Raw genomic sequence first — 17,358 nt, forward strand, 5'->3', positions numbered from 1 at the left:
GCAAATTCCACGGAACAACGGCGACACGGTCTGCAATCAAGCCGTGCCGCCGCAACGGTTGGCGCAGCGTCAGGGGTTGACTACCTTCCAGTTGCCATTCTGGATGGTCAGCATGATGCGGGCATCGTCACCCAGACCGAAGTGATCCTTCGGCGAGTAGTTCAGCGTGCCTTGCGAAATCTGGATCGGACCGGCGTTTTCCAGCGCCTCCTTCAACGCGGTGCGGAAGGCCGGGGTGCCGGGTTTGGCCTTCTTCAGGGCCTCCGGGACCACCTTCTGCAACACCAGCTGGGCATCGTAGGTATGGGCTGCGAACAGGTTGCGGGTGCCGGCGCCGAATTGCTTCTCGTAGCGCGTGACGAAGTCCATGGCCAGCTTCTTGGAAGGATTGCTGTCCGGCAGCGCCTCCGGCACCACGGCCGGGCCGGAGATGACGTAGGAACCTTCCACATCCTTGCCACCCAGGCGGATCAGGTCGCGCGAGGCGGCGCTATGGGTCTGGAAGATCCTGCCCTTGTAGCCGCGCTCGATGAGCGCCTTGTGCGGCATGGCCGCGCCGCTGCCGGAGGCCACCACCAGCACCGCATCCGGGTTGGAGCTGACCACGCGCAAGGCCTGCGCCGTCACGCTGGTGTCAGCCCGGGAGAAGCGCTCCACCGTGCCCATCTTGATGCCGGCGGCGCTTGTGAGGCGCTGCACTTCCTTCAACCAGTTCTCGCCATAGGAGTCCGAGTAGCCGAGGAAGCCCACGGTCTTCACGCCCAGCTTCTTCATCTGCTCCACCACGCCACCGGCCATCACGGCGGTCGATTGCGGCAGGCGGAAGGTCCAGGCATCCTTGCCCTCGGCTGTTTCGATGGGAGAGATGGCCAGTTGCACGGTCTGGGTTTCCAGCGCGACGTCGGCGATGGCCAGGGTGGGCGGCACAGCGGCCGAGCCGATGATCAGGTCGACCTTGTCTTCGGCCACGAGGCGGCGCGCATTCTTGCTGGCCTGGGTGGGATCGGTGGCGTCATCGAGGATGATGAGCTTGACCTTTTCCCCGCCGATGGTCTCCGGCCACAGGGCGAAACCGTTCTTGGCCGGAATGCCCAGTCCCGATCCTGGGCCGGTCAGCGACATCACCACGCCGATGGTCAGTTCGGCATGTGCCATTGCGGAACAGGCCAGCATGGAAGCCAGTACCCCTGCCTTGATTGCCAGTTTCATCTTCATCTCCGTCTCCTTGTATTTGTCATCGAGTGATCGATTTATGACGGGCAGGGCATGGACGCTCCGCCTCGTTTGTTGCCTGGTCTGCTGATTCCTGTCTAGCTGCACATTTCCCTGATGTCCTGCGGAATGGCGATGGCCTTGATGCGGTTCGGATCGTCCGGATGGCGGATCGCAAACACCCGGGTGTCACGTCCTTCGCATAGCAGTTCGCCATCACGTTTCAATTCGTGACGCATCACGAAGGTCTTGTCGTTCCATTCGATGATGGTGGAATGCACCTCCACCTGGTCGCCGTAGGTGGCCGGGCGCACGAAGCGCGAACTGATGTCCACCACCGGCGTGCCGATGATGCCGCGGGTCTTTTCGGTCTCGCGCCAGGGCGGCACCCCGCACTGGTGGAAGAAATTGCGCGAGGCTGCGTCATACCAGCGGAAGAAATTGGGAAAGAACACGATGCCGGCCGGATCGCAATCGCCGAATTCCACGCGCACCGGATAGATGATGGTCTTGCTCATGTCGCTCTCCTCAACGCGGCGCCAGCCGCAGTGCGCCATCCAGGCGGATCACCTCGCCGTTGAGCGACAGGTTGGTGGCGATATGCAGCGCCAGTTGCGCATACTCTTCGGCCTTGCCCAGGCGTTTTGGGAAGGGGATGCTCGAGGCCAACGACTGCTGTACTTCGTCCGGCAGCTTGTAGAGCAGGGGCGTCAGGAACAGACCCGGTGCGATGGTGACCACGCGGATGCCGTATTGCGCCAGGTCGCGTGCCAGTGGCAGCGTCATGGCGGTGATGCCACCCTTGGAGGCCGCATAGCCGGCCTGCCCGACCTGGCCGTCGAAAGCCGCCACCGAGGCGGTGGCCACGATCACGCCGCGTTCGCCGTCTTCCAGCGCGTCGGTTGCGGCCATGCGGGCGGCCGCCAGGCGGATCACGTTGAAGGTGCCGATCAGGTTGACGTTGACGATGCGGCTGAAGTCCTCCAGCGGCATGGCGCTGCCGTCCTTGCCGATCATGCGTTTGGCACCGCCGATGCCGGCACAGTTGATGAGAATGCGTGGTACGCCATTGGCTTGCTGCGCGGCGTCCAGCGCAGCCTCGACCGAGGCGCTGTCGGTGATGTCGCAGCGTGCGGCGTGGCAATTCAATTCGGCCGCCAGCGCCTGTGCCGCTTCGACGTTCACGTCGAGGATGGAAACGCGGGCGCCGGCGTGCACCAGCTGGCGCACGGTCTCGGCCCCGAGGCCGGAGGCGCCGCCGGTGACCAGTGCGGCTTGTCCTTGCAGTTGCATGGTAAGAGTCCTTCTCGATTCAGTGGGAAGCCGCCGGGTTTTCCAGTAGCAGGGCGATGCCCTGGCCACCGCCGATGCAAGCCGAGGCGATGCTGTAGCGGGCTTCCCGACGATTCATTTCGCGTGCCGCCGTGATCGACAGGCGCACGCCGGTGGCTGCCAGCGGGTGACCCAGGGCGATGGCGCCGCCATTGACGTTGAGGCGTTCACGATCGATGCCCAGTTCGCGCTCCACCGCCACGATCTGCGCGCCCTGCGCTTCGTTGATCTCGAAGCAGCCGATGTCGGCCACCGTCAGGCCATTGCGTTCCAGCAGCGTGCGGATGGCCGGCACCGGGCCGATGCCCATGATCTCCGGCGGCACACCGGCCACGGCGGCGGCGACCACGCGGGCCAGCGGTGCCTTGTCATGGCGCCGCAGATAGTCGCCGGAGGCGACGATGGTGGCTGCCGCCGCATCGACCAGCGCCGAGCTGTTGCCGCCGGTCTGCACGCCATCCGGGTAGAGGGTGCGCAGCTTGCCCAGCACGTCCACCGGCGACGGGCGCGGATGGGTGTCGGCGGCCGCTTCGGTGAGCTTGCCTTGCAGCTTGATGTGACGGTCGTTGTAGCCCTCCAGGTGGAAGGTCTCGTTGACCACCGGCACGATCTCGCCCGCATGGAAATCGGCGGCCTGCGCCTTCAATGCGCGCTCGAAGGAATAGGCGGCGTAGGTATCGACCTCGGCGCGGGTGATGCCATATTTCCTGGCCAGGTTTTCGGCGGTCTGCGGCATGGTGATACCGGGGGCCGGATCAACCAGCGCTTCCCACATGTAGTCCTGGAATTCCACCGGCGCGCCCAGCCTGAAGCCACTGCGGTGGGCGAAGGCGACGATGGGATTGCGGGTCATCGACTCGCTGCCCACGATCAGGGCGGTTTCGGTGTAGCCGCGTTCGATCTGGTCGCCGGCCTGGCGGATCAGTTCGAAGCCGGTACCGCAGATGCGCTGGACCATGATGGCCGGGGTGGTGATCGGCACGCCGGCGTACAGGCCGATATGACGCGGCAGCATGTACTGGTAGGCGTCGCCAGGGGCCATGTTGCCGGCGATGACCGAGCCGATGTCGGCGGCCGCCACGCCGGTGCGTGCGAGTACCTCGCGGGCCACCTTGATCCCCATGTCGGTGGGCGAAAGCTGGCTGAAGCTGGTGCAGTAGTCGACCATGGGCGTGCGTACGCCGCCGATGAGCCAGATATCCTTGAAGCTTGAATAGAACGCTGCCTGTGCCATGTGCAATGCTTCCTCAGTGAGCGGTTGTGAGCGCGGCCTGTGCCGTAAGCAAGTCCGGGGCGGTGCCGGCGTACAGCGCCTCGACCAGCGCGGCGCGGTGTGTCAGTACCGAACGCTGGTTGATGGAACCCTTGTCGGTGATCTCGCCACGGTCGAAGGAGGGTGGGTCAATCAGCACCAGCGCCCGCATCACGCGATTGGAACTGCCCGTGGCATGTGTCTGCAGACGGTCCAGCACGCCCTGGAAGAAGCCGCGTACGGCGGGTGCCGACAGGACCTCGGCCCGCGACGCTTCCGCCGGCAGGCGCGCCAGTTGGCGGCAGCGCTCGATGTTGGGGACGATCAGCATGCCGACCTCGTTGCGGTCCTGGCCGGTGATGACGGCATCCTGCAGGTAGGGCGCGCCCTCATGGGCGATCAATGCACGCAGCGGGCCGACGCTGACCCAGGTGCCGGTGTAGAGCTTGAAGTCCTCCGCCACCCGACCATCGAACATGAAGCCGCGATCCGGATGGGCCGCGTCGAGCCAGCGCACCGCGTCGCCGGAGCGGAAGTAGCCCTCTTCGTCGAAGGCCTCGGCGGTCTGTTCCGGTGCCCGCCAGTAGCCGGGCGTGACATTGGGACCGCGATAGCGGATCTCGATCTTGTCGCCATTGGGGACCAGCTTGATCTCCATGCCCGGCGTGGGGATACCGATCTGCCCCGCCTTGACCTGGTGATCCACCACGAACAGGGCCGAGGGCGAGGTCTCCGTCATGCCCAGTCCGCAGGACATCACGATGCGCTCGCCGCAGGTGGCTTCGGCGGTGGCATGCAGCTTGTCCCATACCGGCTGCGCCAGGGCCGCGCCGGCGTAGAACTGCATGCGCAGGCGGCTGTAGAAGGTACGGCGCAGGGCCTCGTCCTTTTCCAGTGCGTGGGCAATGCCTTCCCAGCCCACCGGCACGTTGAAGTAGACGGTGGGCGCGATCTCGCGCAGGTTGGCCAGGGTGGTGGCCAGTCCCTGCGGGGTCGGCTTGCCTTCGTCGATGTACATGGTGCCGCCGTTGTAGAGCACGATGCCCACGTTATGGTTGGCGCCGAAGGTATGGTTCCAGGGTAGCCAGTCGATCAGGATCGGCGGCTCCTCGGCCAGGAAAGGGAAGGTCTGCACGATCATCTGCAGGTTGCTGCACATCATGCGTTGGGTGTTGATGACCGCCTTGGGCATCTTGGTCGAGCCCGAGGTGAAGAGGAACTTGACGATGGTGTCCGGCCCGGTGGCGGCATAGGCGCGTTCGACCTCGTCGCCGGCACGGGTAGCATCAAGTTCTGCGAAGAGCGTGCATGCGCGCCCTGGTGGCGGTGCTTCGGTGACCACGAATTCGATCTCCGGCGCCACTGCCGCGACGGCAGCCGCGAACTTCTCGCCATGGGCGGCGAAGATCAGGCCGGGGGTGAGCAACTGCACCGCGTGGCGCAGCTTGGCGTAATCCCTGGAGAGCAGCGAATACGCCGAGGACACCGGCGCATAAGGTACGCCCGCGTAATGGCAACCCAGCACCAGCATGGCATGTTCCAGGTCATTCTCGGACAGGATCAGCAGAGGACGTTCGGCCGACAATCCCCGCTGCAGCAGCGCCTGGCCGATACGGCGCGCACTCTGCAGGGCCTGGCCGTAGCTGATGCGGCGCCATTGGCCGTCCTGGTCGCGGCGGGCCATGTAGGTGCGCTCGGGATCGACCGTGGCCCAGTGGATCAGCTTGTCGGTCAGGCGCGCCGGATAGTCCTGCAGTGGCTGGCGCGTCCTGACGATGGAGGTGCCGTCAGCGCCGGCGACGACGTCAACGCCGCCGATGCCGAACCTGACGCTGCGATAGCGAGGTGGAGTGTTCATACATGTCTCTGTTGTCTGACTGCCCGATCGTGGTCGGGCAGTGGTGTTGTTATGTATTGCGCTGTATTACTGACTTTCTGGTCCTGTCCTGGCCCCTGCGCCGGACGTACTCAGCCCGGCCTGACCTTGTTCTGCTTGTGATCGAGGAAGGCTGCCAGCCGTCCCTTGGTATCGGGATCGCTGCCGGCCACCGCCGCCATCAGGGATTCGGTCATCAATCCATCCTGGATCGACTGGTCGTGGATGCGCGGCAGCACATGCATGACGCCGTAGTTGGTCATCGGTGCGTTGCCGGCGATGCGTTCTGCCAACTCGCGCGCCTTGTCCAGTCCCGCACCAGCGGCCACGCTGTATTGCGAGATGCCGGCCTGGTGACCTTCTTCGGCGTTCAGCACGCGCCCGGTCAGCATCATGTCGGCCATGCGCGCCACGCCGATCAGGCGCGAGATGCGCACCGAACCGCCGCCGCCGACGAAGAGACCGCGTTGCCCTTCCGGCAGGCCATAAAAGGCGCTCGGCTCGGCCACCCGGATGTGGGCAGCCGCTGCCAGTTCCAGGCCACCGCCGATGACTGCGCCGTGCAGCACGGCGATCACCGGTACCCGGCCGAAGCCGATCTGTTCGAAGGCGGCATGCCACATGCGCGAGTGGTGCATGGATTCGCTGGTGTCGCGTGCGCGCAGTTCGGACAGGTCCAGTCCGGCGCAGAAGTGCTCGCCCTTGCCATGGACGATGGCGACCTTCACGCCCGCCGGCAGGTTCTCGAAGCAATCGCGGATGGCGCGTACCAGTGGGTCGTTGAGGGCATTGCGTTTGGCGGCGCGGTTGAGTGCGATCTCGGCGATGGCGCCGTGCACTTGGATGTCGAGAAGGTCGCTGTGCTGGTTCATGCTGTCTCTGGTCATGCCCGTAGGTTTTTTTGAAATTAGTTATAAGTTATAACGTTTATTTAGTATAAGTAAGATGGGCGCAAATGCAAGCGCCATCAGTGTTGCGTGTTGTGCGTTATTCGCAAAAGCGGGCGGTAGCCGAACATATTTTTGTGCGTGTCACCGATACGTCGATGCTGCGTTGCGCTGTCCTGGCCTGCTCTTTTTTCGGACGTGCAGTGCCAGCCCGCATGCCATGTACATACGCCAAGAAAAAACGCCGGTGTGCAGTGCATCACCGGCGTTTCCCGTGGGCATGGCAAGGACTACTTGCCGGTGTCCTTCATGTTCTCGAACTTGTCGAACTCGACGTTGTAGGCTTCGTTGCCGATCTTCTCCACCTTGCGCACATAGACCGTCTGCACGATGTCGCGGGTGGCCGGGTCGATGGCAATGGGTCCGCGCGGGCTCATGAACTTCATGGTCTTGAGGATGGCCATGGCCTTGTCGCCATCGATCTTGCCATTGAGTTTCTTGCTGACCTCGTAGATCGCATTCATGCCGTCATAGGCTGCCACGGCCATGAAGTTGGGACGTCCCGCGCCAGGATTGGCGGCGGCGAAGCTTTTCAGGAAAGCCTTGTTCTCCGGCGAATCATGGGCGGCCGAATAGTGGAAGGTGGTGATCACGCCCAGCGTGGCCTCGCCCATGGCGGGCATGACGTGATCGTCGGTCAGGTCACCGGTGGCAATCACCTTGATGCCAGCCTCGGCCAGGCCGCGCTCACGATACCCCTTCATGAACGCAATGCTCTGCTCACCGGCCGGCACGAAGATGAACACTGCCTCCGGCTTGGCATCCTTGATGCGCTGGATGTAGGGCGCGAACTCCGGATTGCGCAGCGGCACCCGGATCGATTCCAGCACCTGGCCACCGCCGCCCAGCAGGTTGGTCTTGAAGGCGGTCTCGGCATCGATGCCCGGGCCATAATCGGCCACCAGCGTGACTACCCGCTTGATGCCGTTCTTCAACGCCCAGGTCGCCATGGGGCCGGAGACCTGCGGCAGCGTCATCGAGAAGCGGGCGATGTAGTTGGACTTGGTGGTGATGATCGAGGTGGCGGCATTCATGATGATCATCGGTTTCTTGGCCTGCTCCGCAATCGGCGCCACGGCCAGCGCTTCCGGCGTGAGGCCGAAGCCGGCCAGGAAGTCCACCTTGTCGCGCACGACCAACTCCTGCGCCAGGCGCTTGGCGATCTCCGGCGCCGGACCGGTGGTGTCCTTGATGATGATCTGTACCTTCTTGCCCGCGACCTGATCGCCATGCTGCGCCATCCATGCCTTGATGCCGCCCTCCATCTGCTTGCCGTAGTCGGCGAAGGGCCCGGAGAAGGCCGCGACCAGACCGACCTTGATGGTTTCCTCGGCCCGTGCGGACGCAACTGTCATGATCTGGGAAGTCGCCAGCAGGGCCAGCAACGCGATTTTCTTGAACGTCATTTTTCAGTCTCCTTTGTGATTGTGGTGAGGGGCGATGGGCAGGCGGTTCTGGTGCCGTCGTGATTGTGGCATCGCCGGTCCGACTGTTGCACTCGGACGACGCATCGATTTCTCTTCCTTGGCTCGCCTTGTTGACAAAGCTTCGGTGCCGACAATAGTATCGCACCATCCGTTCGGTAAACAAACCGATGTGCGGTTACCGAACGGCCAATAAAAGTTATAAAAAATAAGCAACGAGACGAATCTTTCTGCGACGCCCGCCTGGTGGTGTCGACCAACTCGTATTTGGTGAGGCGACACAAATAGTGTCCGCCAGTAAATATGCCGATGGCCTGAACCATGGGGCAGGGGCCCTTTTACGCCCGCGCCTGGCCAGCTTGCCGTAGTGGCATCGAAGAATTCGCAAGAGCAACACCCGCAATATCGGCAACACCGGAGGGACTGACGGTATTGGAAGTGACCCGGCCCGGCGAGCGGCGAATCGTCGGAGAGCGTGAGGAGGACAACGCTCTACGGCAGCAGACCGGCCAATCATCATTCATAGAAATCAGGAGGAGATGGCAATGACAAAGAAAATGACCTTGCGCGCAGTGGCCCTGGCCGCGGCAGCATGTGCTTGTGCAGGTACGGCCGGTTCGGCGCTGGCCCAGAGTTCGGTAACCATCTACGGTATCGTCGATACCGGCGTGGTCTACACCACCAATGCCAACGCCAATGGCAATTCGGTGTTCAAGATGCCGTCGCTGACCGGCAGTTTCCCCTCACGCATCGGCTTCAAGGGTACGGAAGACCTGGGCGGCGGCCTGCAGGCGATGTTCGTGCTGGAAAGCGGCTTCGCGCCTGACACGGGTTCGATGGGGCAGGGCAACCGCATCTTCGGGCGCCAATCCTACGTTGGCCTGAAAGGCGACTGGGGTCAGATCATGCTGGGACGCCAGGTCAACATGACCTATCTGTCGCAGTTGAAGACCGACGTCATGGGGCCCAACATCTTCGCCATCGGTAGCATCGATGCCTACCTGCCCAATGCCCGTAGCGACAACGCCATCGGCTACCTCGGCAACTTCAGCGGCTTCACCGTCGGCGCGACCTACAGCTTCGGTCGCGACACGTCGGCCACCGGCGGACCGGCAGCGACCAACTGCCCCGGTGAAGTGGCCGGCAACAGCAAGGCCTGCCGCCAGGTAACCGGTCTGCTGGGTTATGACGGCAAGGGCTGGGGCGTGACCAGTTCCTACGACATCCTGTATGGCAATACCGGTGCCAGCGGCGGTCTCACCAGCAGCAGCAACAGCGATCAGCGCATCACGCTCAATGGCTACTTCATGATCGGTGACGTCAAGCTGGGTGGCGGTGTGGTGGATCGCCGCACCCGCGCGGCTGCCAACGTCAATACCGATTCTGATCTCTACTACCTGGGCGTGAGCTATCCGCTGTCCGTGGCCCTGGTGCTGGATGCACAGGTGTCGCGCCTGTCGGTGAAGAACAGCCCCAACGATGTCACCCTGTCGGTGGCACGTCTGACCTACAACCTGTCCAAGCGCACTGCGCTGTATACCTCGCTGGGTTACATCAAGAATGGCGGCACTGCAGCGGTGGCCATCGATGCGGGTGGCACCGTGGGGGCGGGCAAGAACCAGCTGGGCGTGATGTCGGGCATCCGTCACACCTTCTGAGTGAGGTCGCTGGAACGCTCTTGAGGAGGATGGCGCGTCCGCAGGCAGAGAGGGCGCGCCGACATCCGCGGCACGACAAAGACAGGGTCTGTTTTTGTCTTCGGTCCGGCTCCCCGCAAGAGGGGCCGGGCCGGTTTTTTTCAGGGCAGCAGGACTGACAGTTCCTGCGCACCGCGCAGCAGCACCGGCAGGATCTCTTCTTCCATCTGCTGGCGCGATACACGTGCGGCCTGGGCGCCCACGTTCAGGGCCGCCAGTACGTTGCCGGATGCGCCACGCACGGGAACCGCAATGGAACGCAGACCCACTTCCAGCTCTTCATCGATGACCGCGTAGCCGTTTTCGCGCACGCCGGCCAGGATGTCACGCAGGCGTTTTTGCGAGACCACCGTTTTCTCGGTGAGGGCGCGCAGCTTGACCTTGTCGAAATAGGCCCTCAACTGGTCGTCCGGCAGGTGCGCCAGCATGGCACGACCGAGCGAGGTGCAGTAGGCCGGCAGCCGGCTGCCGGTATTGAGTGCTACCGACATCACGCGCGAGGTGGCCGAGCGGGCCACGTAGAGCACTTCGTTGTCGTCCAGCACGGCCAGCGAGCAGGATTCGCCGAGGGTACGGCTGATGTTGTTCAGGTAGGGCTGTGCAGAAACGGTCAGCGGCGTGGACGACAGATAGGAATAGCCCAGCGTCAATATCTTGGGGCGCAGCGAGAAATTGTTGACGTCCGAATCGGCATAGCCCAGTTGCTTCAAGGTGTGCAGGCAACGTCGCACTGCCGCACGCGGGATCCCGGTCTTCTGGCTGATCTGGGCGATGGTCAGGCTGCGGCGCGAATCGCTGAAAGCGCGGATCACCGCCAGGCCACGCGCCAGGGAGGTCATGAAGCTGGGGTCGGTGAGGGCGTCGATTTCCTCGGCGATGGTCAGCTCGCGTTCCACCTCGGTCGCGGCAGTGGGGGCGACAGCGACTTCCTTGCTCTTGGCCCGGCTGCTCTTGCCGGCCTTGGCATCTGCGGTGGAGGCAGCTGTGGCGCTGCTTTTGGCAGCAGTCTTGCGGGTCTTGGCGGCGGGTGCGGTGGACATGGGCTCGGATGGGCTCTCTGGGCGGATGGTTCAGGACGGCTCGGGTTTCGGACGGCGCCGATTGCGTCCGGATTTTAACGTTTTGTGCGGCAAGCGAACACATCCTGCCGGTTTTTCTTGACGGCCGTCAAGCCGGATCGCTAAACTCTTTTTGTGCGAAAATCAAACATTAGTTCGGTGATCGAACATTGAGTGCCGGAAAAAGTCAGTCCGACAGCAAGCCTCAAATGTCCGCAGACACCGACCGAGACGAGCCCGTGCAACACGCCCGCCCGGCTGCAACGTGGCAAACCAGATGGCGGGATATCCAGCAGGCGCAGCCCCAGGCGCCGCATCTAAAGTGAGAGCAACGTGATCAATAAAATTTCTGACTCCCTGGAGCAGGCGGTGGCCGACATCCATGATGGCGCCACCATCATGATCGGCGGCTTCGGCAATGCCGGCATGCCATCGGCCCTGATCGATGCGCTGATCGCCCAGGGCGCGCGCGACCTGACCATCGTCAACAACAATGCCGGCAACGGCGACACCGGCCTGGCGGCGCTGCTCAAGACCAAGCGGGTGAAGAAGATCATCTGTTCCTTCCCGCGTCAGACCGATTCCCATGTCTTCGATGCACTCTACCGTGCCGGCGAGATCGAACTGGAACTCACCCCACAAGGCAACCTGGCCGAGCGCATCCGCGCCGCCGGTGCCGGTATTGGCGGTTTCTTCAGCCCCACCGGCTACGGCACCATGCTGGCAGAAGGCAAGGAGACCCGCGAGATCAACGGCCGCCACTATGTGCTGGAGTCGCCGATCCACGCCGACTTCGCGCTCATCAAGGCGCTGCGTGGCGACCGCTGGGGCAACCTGGTGTATCGCAAGACCGCCCGCAACTTCGGTCCGATCATGGCCATGGCCGCCAAATGCACCATCGCCCAGGTCAGCGAGGTGGTGGAACTGGGCCAGCTCGATCCGGAAAACATCATCACTCCCGGCATCTTCGTGCAGCGGATCGTGCAAACCAAGGAGGCACAGCAATGAATCGCTTTACCCGTGAACAGATCGCCGCGCGCGTGGCCCAGGACATTCCCGAAGGCGCCTACGTGAACCTGGGTATCGGCCTGCCCACCAAGGTCGCCAACTACCTGCCGGCCGACAAGGAAATCTTCCTGCACAGCGAAAACGGCGTGCTCGGTATGGGCCCGGCCCCGGCGCCCGGCGAGGAAGACGAAGACCTCATCAATGCCGGCAAGCAGCCAGTGACGCTGTTGACCGGCGGTGCCTATTTCCACCATGCCGATTCGTTTGCCATGATGCGTGGCGGCCACCTCGACATCTGCGTGCTGGGTGCCTTCCAGGTGTCGGCCACGGGTGACCTGGCCAACTGGCATACCGGCGCGCCGGACGCCATCCCCGCCGTGGGCGGAGCGATGGACCTGGCCATCGGCGCCAAGCAGGTGTTCGTGATGATGGATCACCAGACCAAGACCGGCGAAAGCAAGCTGGTCCAGGCCTGCGCCTATCCGCTCACCGGCATCGGCTGCGTCAACCGCATCTACACTGACCTGGCCGTCATCGACGTCACCCCGCAGGGACTGCAGGTGCGCGAGATCGTCGAGGGCCTGTCCTTCGAACAACTGCAGGAGCTGACCGGTGCACCGCTGCGCCCGGCGGCCTGAGTCCGTTCGAGTCAACCAATTTTCGCTGCGAGGAATGCATGAAAGACGTATTTATCTGTGACGCCATCCGCACCCCCATCGGTCGCTACGGCGGCGCGCTCAAGGACGTGCGTGCCGACGATCTGGGCGCGGTACCGCTGCGCGCGCTGATGGAGCGCAATCCGCAGGTGGACTGGAGCGCGGTCGATGACGTCATCTTCGGCTGCGCCAACCAGGCCGGCGAAGACAACCGCAACGTCGCCCGCATGTCGCTGCTGCTGGCCGGTCTGCCGCAGGAAGTGCCGGGCAGCACCATCAACCGCCTGTGCGGTTCGGGCATGGACGCCCTGGGGACCGCCGCGCGCGCCATCAAGTCCGGCGAGACCGGGTTGATGATCGCCGGCGGGGTCGAGTCGATGACTCGCGCTCCCTTCGTGATGGGCAAGGCCGATAGCGCCTTCTCGCGCCAGGCCGCGATCCAGGACACCACCATCGGATGGCGCTTCGTCAATGCCTTGATGAAGCAGAAATATGGTGTGGATGCCATGCCCGAGACGGCCGAGAACGTCGCCGTCGACTACAAGGTCAGCCGCGAGGACCAGGACCAGTTCGCCGTGCGCAGCCAGGCCAAGGCCGCCGCCGCACAGGCCAATGGCAATCTGGCGCAGGAGATCGTGCCGGTGGTGATCCCGCAGAAGAAGGGCGACCCCGTCACCGTGACGCAGGATGAGCATCCGCGTGCCACCAGCATGGAAGCGCTGGCCCGCCTGAAGGGCGTGGTCAAGCCCGATGGCACGGTCACCGCCGGCAATGCCTCGGGTGTCAACGATGGCGCCTGCGCCTTGCTGCTGGCCAGTGCCGAGGCGGCCGAGCAACACCGGCTCAAGCCACGTGCCCGCATCCTGGGCATGGCCACGGCCGGCGTCGCACCGCGCATCATGGGCATGGGCCCGGCCCCGGCCAGCAAGAAGCTGTTGGCGCAACTCGGCATGCGCATCGAACAGATGGATGTGATCGAACTGAACGAAGCCTTTGCCTCGCAAGGTCTGGCCGTGCTGCGCGAATTGGGCGTGGCTGACGACGATGCGCGGGTCAATCCCAATGGCGGCGCGATCGCGCTGGGTCATCCGCTGGGCATGAGTGGCGCCCGCCTGGTGACCACCGCCCTCTACCAGCTGGAACGCACCGGTGGCCGCTACGCGCTGTGCACCATGTGCATCGGCGTGGGGCAGGGCATCGCCATGGTGATCGAACGCGTGTGATGACAGCGGGATGGTGCGGCGATGCACCTGGCTGCACCATCCCCATCGTTCGATCAACCATGAAGATGGTTGATGTGATTCTGAAAATTGATCAGGCAGGCATAGAGGAAAAAGCAGCACAATAGAAAAAAGTACCATCCCATCACCAAGCGGCCACCAACACAGAGCCGCAGGCCAGAATAGGAGACACATCGCATCATGCATCGACACCATGATTGCGCGCCGCGTGCGGCCGCACCCACGCACCGTCATCGGGGAGCTGCGCCATGCTAGGCAACTTCCTCGGTGTGCTCTTCGACGGCATCGCCTACGGCAGCCTGCTATTCCTGATCAGCGTCGGCCTGTCGGTGACGATGGGCATGATGAACTTCATCAACCTGGCGCACGGCGCCTTTGCCATGCTGGGCGGCTACGTCTGCGTCAGCCTGCTCAATCGCATGGGTGTCCCCTTCCTCGCGACCCTGCCCCTGGCCTTCCTGGCGGCTGCCGTGGTCGGACTGGTGCTGGAACGTTCCCTGTATCGCCGTCTCTACAAGGCCAGCCACCTGGATCAGGTGCTGTTCTCCATCGGCCTGACCTTCATGGCCGTGGCCGGCGCCACCTGGCAGTGGGGGCCGACCCAGCAACCGGTGGTGCTGCCGGACTGGTTGCGAGGCCAGGTCTCCTTGTTCGGACTGGATGTGGGCGCCTATCGCCTCTTCCTGATTGGCGTGGTGGTGATTGTCACGCTGGCCCTGGGCCTGCTGATCGAACGCACGCGCTTCGGCGCACAGATCCGGGCCTCGGTGGATAACCAGGTGGCCGCCGCCGGACTGGGTATCAACGTCAGCCGCGTGTTCAGCCTGACCTTCGCGCTTGGTTCGGGCCTGGCCGGTCTCGGCGGCGGTCTGGGCATCGACGTGCTGGGGCTGGACCCGACCTTCCCGGTCAAGTACATGGTCTATTTCCTGCTGGTGGTGGCCGTGGGTGGTGCCGGTACCATCAAAGGGCCGCTGCTGGCGGCCATCATCCTGGGCGTGTTCGACGTGGCCGGTAAATACTATGTGCCGGAGATCGGTGCCTTCGTCATCTATGGTCTGATGGTGGTGCTGCTGATCCTGTTCCCGGCCGGACTGATGCGGAGGCGCGGATGAGCATCGTGAACTCCGCCTCGACTTCTACCTCGACCGCCTCCACCTCCACCTCCACCACCTCCGCCGTCAGTCCGGGAAAGCCGACCATGAAGCCTGCCCTGCACCTGCCCAATGACCGCTGGACGCCGCTGGAGATCTTGTTCTGGCTCTTGCCGGTAGCCGCCTATTTCATCTTCCCCGATTACCTGGTGCTGATCAGCCAGATCATGATCGTGGGCCTGTTCGCAATCTCGCTGGACCTGATCCTGGGCTATGCCGGCATCGTTTCGCTGGGCCATGCGGCCTTCTTCGGGCTGGGCGCCTACACGGCAGGTCTGCTGGCCGTGCACGGGTGGGGTGAGCCGATCACCGGCCTGCTGCTGGCAGCAGTGGTGGCCGCCATCGCCGGCTTCCTGGTGAGCTTCCTGGTGGTGCGCGGGGCTGACCTGACCCGCCTGATGGTGACGCTGGGCATCGGCCTGATGCTGTTCGAAGCTGCCAACAAGGCGGCCTTCATCACCGGCGGTGTCGATGGGCTCTCGGGCATGGTGATGAGCAAGATCTTCGGTGTCTTCGAGTTCGACCTCAACGGACGCGTGGCCTATGCGTATAGCTTCGCGGTGCTGCTGGTCCTGTTCGTGGTCTTGCGGCGGCTGGTCAATTCACCGTTCGGTCTGGGGCTCAGAGGCATCCGCGAAGGAGGGCGCCGCATGCCCGCCATCGGTGCCGATGTCAGCCGCCGGCTGGTCGTGATCTTCACCGTCGCCGCTGCGGTGGCCGGTGTGGCCGGTGCGCTGCTGGCGCAGACCACGCAGTTCGTCGGCCTGGACGTGCTGGGTTTTCCGCGCTCGGCCGAGTTGCTGATCATCCTGGTGCTGGGCGGTACCGGTCGCCTGTATGGCGGCCTGGTTGGTGCGCTGGTCTACATGCTGGCGCAGGATTATCTGTCCGGGCTCAATCCGGCCTACTGGCAATTCTGGATCGGCCTGCTGCTGATCGTGATCGTGCTGTTCGCCCGTGGGGGTTTGCTGGGAGGCCTGGCCGTGCTGCGTGACAAATTCTTCAAGGGAGGCCGCGCATGAGCCCGCATCCATCCATCGGTGACACCACGCTGCGCACGGAAGGTCTGACCAAGCGCTGGGGCAGTTTCGTTGCCAACAGCGATGTCTCGCTCAGTTTCGCTCCCGGGGCGCGCCATGCCCTGATCGGCCCCAACGGCGCCGGCAAGACCACCTTCATCAACCTGCTCACCGGCGGCTTTGCCCCCAGCAGCGGCAAGGTCTGGTTCGGCGGCGAAGACATCACGGCCCTGCCGCAGCATGAACGCGTCAAGCGCGGCATGACCCGAACCTTCCAGATCAATACCCTCTTCGCCGGCCTGACCGTGCTGGAGTCGGTGGTGCTGGCGATCCAGGAACGGCGCGGCATGCAATACAAGTGGTACCAGACCGTGGCCAGCCAGACCGAGGTGGTGGAGGAAGCCATGTCCCTGCTGACTTCCCTCAAGCTGGAACAGGACGCCAACACCCTGACCCGCAGTCTGGCCTACGGCAGGCAGCGGCTGGTCGAGATTGCGCTGGCCCTGGCCACCCGGCCCAAGGTATTGCTGCTGGATGAGCCGGCGGCAGGCATCCCCTCGGCCGAGAGTCGTGAACTCTTCGAAGTCATCGCGCAATTGCCGCGCGAGGTCACCATCGTCTTCATCGAGCATGACATGGGACTGGTGTTCCGCTTCGCCGAGCGCATCACCGTGCTGGTGGGCGGCAAGGTGCTGGTGGAGGGAACGCCGGCCGAGATCGCCGCCGACCAGCGGGTCAGGGAAGTCTATCTGGGGGAGGCCGAACATGCGTGAACTGCTGACGCTGGAGAAAGTGACCGCCGGGTATGGCGAATCCATCGTGCTGGAAGACGTGTCCTTCGCGATGAACGAAGGCGAGAGCCTGGCCCTGCTGGGGCGCAACGGGGTGGGCAAGACCAGCCTGCTGATCACCCTGATGGGCTTGACCCGCATGCATGGCGGCAGCATCCGCTGGCGCGGTGGCGACATCGTGCGCGTGCCCACGCACAAGCGCGCCCATGCGGGCCTGGGGTGGGTGCCGCAGGAACGTTTCATGTTCCCCTCACTGTCGGTGGAAGAACATCTCACCGTGGTCGAACGCGGTGGCCAGTGGGACCTGAAAAAGATCTACCAGATCTTCCCGCGCCTGCATGAACGCCGCAACAATATGGGCAACCAGCTCTCCGGTGGCGAGCAGCAGATGCTGGCCATCGCCCGTGCTCTCATGGTCAGCCCCAGCATCCTGTTGCTGGATGAACCGATGGAAGGCCTGGCCCCGATCATCGTGCAGGAACTGCTCAAGGTGATCCGTCGCCTGGTCAGCGAGGAGGGCATGTCGGTGATCGTGGTGGAGCAGCACGCCCGCATGGCACTCTCGCTCACGCAGCGTGCCATCGTGCTGGATCGTGGGCGTATCGTGCATGCCTCCGACAGCCAGAGCCTGCTCGACGATGGCGAGAAACTGAACCGCCTGGTGGCAGTGGCCTGAACTGAGTCCGCGGAT

At 63.8% G+C, this 17,358-nt stretch carries 16 protein-coding genes; 8 read left to right on the forward strand and 8 right to left on the reverse strand.

Annotated elements, in window-relative coordinates; genetic code table 11:
• Positions 1 to 69: 69 nt before the first annotated feature.
• The 7 genes from HFRIS_RS02490 to HFRIS_RS02520 form a co-directional block, all read right to left on the reverse strand.
• A complete protein-coding gene (locus tag HFRIS_RS02490; RefSeq protein WP_006461642.1) occupies positions 70 to 1,215 on the reverse strand; it encodes an ABC transporter substrate-binding protein in 1,146 nt (381 codons plus the stop codon).
• Positions 1,216 to 1,310: 95 nt separating this feature from the next.
• Positions 1,311 to 1,730, reverse strand: coding sequence for an acyl-CoA thioesterase (locus tag HFRIS_RS02495; protein ID WP_006461643.1), 420 nt, complete (start codon positions 1,728 to 1,730; stop codon positions 1,311 to 1,313).
• A 10-nt stretch (positions 1,731 to 1,740) separates the two neighbouring features.
• Positions 1,741 to 2,505: an SDR family NAD(P)-dependent oxidoreductase gene (locus HFRIS_RS02500; protein ID WP_006461644.1), complete on the reverse strand. Its 765-nt coding sequence runs from the start codon at positions 2,503 to 2,505 to the stop codon at positions 1,741 to 1,743.
• A 19-nt stretch (positions 2,506 to 2,524) separates the two neighbouring features.
• A complete protein-coding gene (locus HFRIS_RS02505) occupies positions 2,525 to 3,778 on the reverse strand; it encodes a thiolase family protein (RefSeq protein ID WP_006461645.1) in 1,254 nt (417 codons plus the stop codon).
• Positions 3,779 to 3,791: 13 nt separating this feature from the next.
• Positions 3,792 to 5,654 carry a feruloyl-CoA synthase gene (locus HFRIS_RS02510; protein ID WP_006461646.1) on the reverse strand — a complete coding sequence of 621 codons (1,863 nt, stop codon included), beginning with the start codon at positions 5,652 to 5,654 and terminating at the stop codon, positions 3,792 to 3,794.
• 110 nt (positions 5,655 to 5,764) lie between these two features.
• The gene (locus HFRIS_RS02515) at positions 5,765 to 6,544 is read right to left on the reverse strand and encodes a crotonase/enoyl-CoA hydratase family protein (RefSeq protein ID WP_006461647.1); all 780 of its coding nucleotides are present in this window, start codon (positions 6,542 to 6,544) and stop codon (positions 5,765 to 5,767) included.
• Positions 6,545 to 6,849: 305 nt separating this feature from the next.
• On the reverse strand, positions 6,850 to 8,025 hold the full coding sequence (locus tag HFRIS_RS02520; protein WP_006461648.1) for an ABC transporter substrate-binding protein: 1,176 nt from the start codon (positions 8,023 to 8,025) through the stop codon (positions 6,850 to 6,852).
• Between the two features lie 563 nt (positions 8,026 to 8,588).
• Here HFRIS_RS02520 and HFRIS_RS02525 point away from each other — a divergent pair.
• The gene (locus tag HFRIS_RS02525; RefSeq protein WP_039874048.1) at positions 8,589 to 9,701 is read left to right on the forward strand and encodes a porin; all 1,113 of its coding nucleotides are present in this window, start codon (positions 8,589 to 8,591) and stop codon (positions 9,699 to 9,701) included.
• Positions 9,702 to 9,841: 140 nt separating this feature from the next.
• Here the strand turns inward: HFRIS_RS02525 and HFRIS_RS02530 are convergent, their stop codons facing one another.
• Positions 9,842 to 10,780, reverse strand: a complete 939-nt coding sequence (locus HFRIS_RS02530; protein WP_006461650.1) for an IclR family transcriptional regulator domain-containing protein — start codon at positions 10,778 to 10,780, stop codon at positions 9,842 to 9,844.
• 351 nt (positions 10,781 to 11,131) lie between these two features.
• On the opposite strand from HFRIS_RS02530, the gene HFRIS_RS02535 reads away from it, so the two are divergent.
• The 7 genes from HFRIS_RS02535 to HFRIS_RS02565 all read left to right on the forward strand — a co-directional run bounded on the left by HFRIS_RS02535 (position 11,132) and on the right by HFRIS_RS02565 (position 17,343).
• Positions 11,132 to 11,806: a 3-oxoacid CoA-transferase subunit A gene (locus HFRIS_RS02535; RefSeq protein ID WP_006461651.1), complete on the forward strand. Its 675-nt coding sequence runs from the start codon at positions 11,132 to 11,134 to the stop codon at positions 11,804 to 11,806.
• Positions 11,803 to 12,444, forward strand: a complete 642-nt coding sequence (locus HFRIS_RS02540) for a CoA transferase subunit B (RefSeq protein WP_006461652.1) — start codon at positions 11,803 to 11,805, stop codon at positions 12,442 to 12,444. Before HFRIS_RS02535 ends, HFRIS_RS02540 begins: the two co-directional genes overlap by 4 nt.
• Before the next feature lie 38 nt (positions 12,445 to 12,482).
• Positions 12,483 to 13,685 carry a 3-oxoadipyl-CoA thiolase gene (pcaF, locus tag HFRIS_RS02545; protein WP_006461653.1) on the forward strand — a complete coding sequence of 401 codons (1,203 nt, stop codon included), beginning with the start codon at positions 12,483 to 12,485 and terminating at the stop codon, positions 13,683 to 13,685.
• A gap of 266 nt (positions 13,686 to 13,951) precedes the next feature.
• Positions 13,952 to 14,818, forward strand: a complete 867-nt coding sequence (locus HFRIS_RS02550; RefSeq protein WP_006461654.1) for a branched-chain amino acid ABC transporter permease — start codon at positions 13,952 to 13,954, stop codon at positions 14,816 to 14,818.
• Positions 14,815 to 15,879 (forward strand): branched-chain amino acid ABC transporter permease, encoded by a 1,065-nt coding sequence (locus HFRIS_RS02555; protein ID WP_006461655.1) that lies wholly within the window; start codon positions 14,815 to 14,817, stop codon positions 15,877 to 15,879. The genes HFRIS_RS02550 and HFRIS_RS02555 overlap by 4 nt, the downstream gene beginning before the upstream one ends.
• On the forward strand, positions 15,876 to 16,649 hold the full coding sequence (locus tag HFRIS_RS02560) for an ABC transporter ATP-binding protein (RefSeq protein WP_006461656.1): 774 nt from the start codon (positions 15,876 to 15,878) through the stop codon (positions 16,647 to 16,649). Before HFRIS_RS02555 ends, HFRIS_RS02560 begins: the two co-directional genes overlap by 4 nt.
• Positions 16,642 to 17,343 (forward strand): ABC transporter ATP-binding protein, encoded by a 702-nt coding sequence (locus tag HFRIS_RS02565; RefSeq protein ID WP_006461657.1) that lies wholly within the window; start codon positions 16,642 to 16,644, stop codon positions 17,341 to 17,343. Before HFRIS_RS02560 ends, HFRIS_RS02565 begins: the two co-directional genes overlap by 8 nt.
• Positions 17,344 to 17,358: the final 15 nt, after the last annotated feature.

Origin of the sequence: Herbaspirillum frisingense GSF30 (assembly GCF_000300975.2) — a bacterium.
Lineage (GTDB): Bacteria > Pseudomonadota > Gammaproteobacteria > Burkholderiales > Burkholderiaceae_D > Herbaspirillum > Herbaspirillum frisingense.

Bases quoted from the DNA above. Each gene is read 5' to 3' on its own strand.
- HFRIS_RS02490 (WP_006461642.1), bottom strand. From the start codon at position 1,215: ATGAAGATGAAACTGGCAATCAAGGCAGGGGTACTGGCTTCCATGCTG.
- HFRIS_RS02495 (WP_006461643.1), bottom strand. From the start codon at position 1,730: ATGAGCAAGACCATCATCTATCCGGTGCGCGTGGAATTCGGCGATTGC.
- HFRIS_RS02500 (WP_006461644.1), bottom strand. From the start codon at position 2,505: ATGCAACTGCAAGGACAAGCCGCACTGGTCACCGGCGGCGCCTCCGGC.
- HFRIS_RS02505 (WP_006461645.1), bottom strand. From the start codon at position 3,778: ATGGCACAGGCAGCGTTCTATTCAAGCTTCAAGGATATCTGGCTCATC.
- HFRIS_RS02510 (WP_006461646.1), bottom strand. From the start codon at position 5,654: ATGAACACTCCACCTCGCTATCGCAGCGTCAGGTTCGGCATCGGCGGC.
- HFRIS_RS02515 (WP_006461647.1), bottom strand. From the start codon at position 6,544: ATGAACCAGCACAGCGACCTTCTCGACATCCAAGTGCACGGCGCCATC.
- HFRIS_RS02520 (WP_006461648.1), bottom strand. From the start codon at position 8,025: ATGACGTTCAAGAAAATCGCGTTGCTGGCCCTGCTGGCGACTTCCCAG.
- HFRIS_RS02525 (WP_039874048.1), top strand. From the start codon at position 8,589: ATGACAAAGAAAATGACCTTGCGCGCAGTGGCCCTGGCCGCGGCAGCA.
- HFRIS_RS02530 (WP_006461650.1), bottom strand. From the start codon at position 10,780: ATGTCCACCGCACCCGCCGCCAAGACCCGCAAGACTGCTGCCAAAAGC.
- HFRIS_RS02540 (WP_006461652.1), top strand. From the start codon at position 11,803: ATGAATCGCTTTACCCGTGAACAGATCGCCGCGCGCGTGGCCCAGGAC.
- pcaF (WP_006461653.1), top strand. From the start codon at position 12,483: ATGAAAGACGTATTTATCTGTGACGCCATCCGCACCCCCATCGGTCGC.
- HFRIS_RS02550 (WP_006461654.1), top strand. From the start codon at position 13,952: ATGCTAGGCAACTTCCTCGGTGTGCTCTTCGACGGCATCGCCTACGGC.
- HFRIS_RS02555 (WP_006461655.1), top strand. From the start codon at position 14,815: ATGAGCATCGTGAACTCCGCCTCGACTTCTACCTCGACCGCCTCCACC.
- HFRIS_RS02560 (WP_006461656.1), top strand. From the start codon at position 15,876: ATGAGCCCGCATCCATCCATCGGTGACACCACGCTGCGCACGGAAGGT.
- HFRIS_RS02565 (WP_006461657.1), top strand. From the start codon at position 16,642: ATGCGTGAACTGCTGACGCTGGAGAAAGTGACCGCCGGGTATGGCGAA.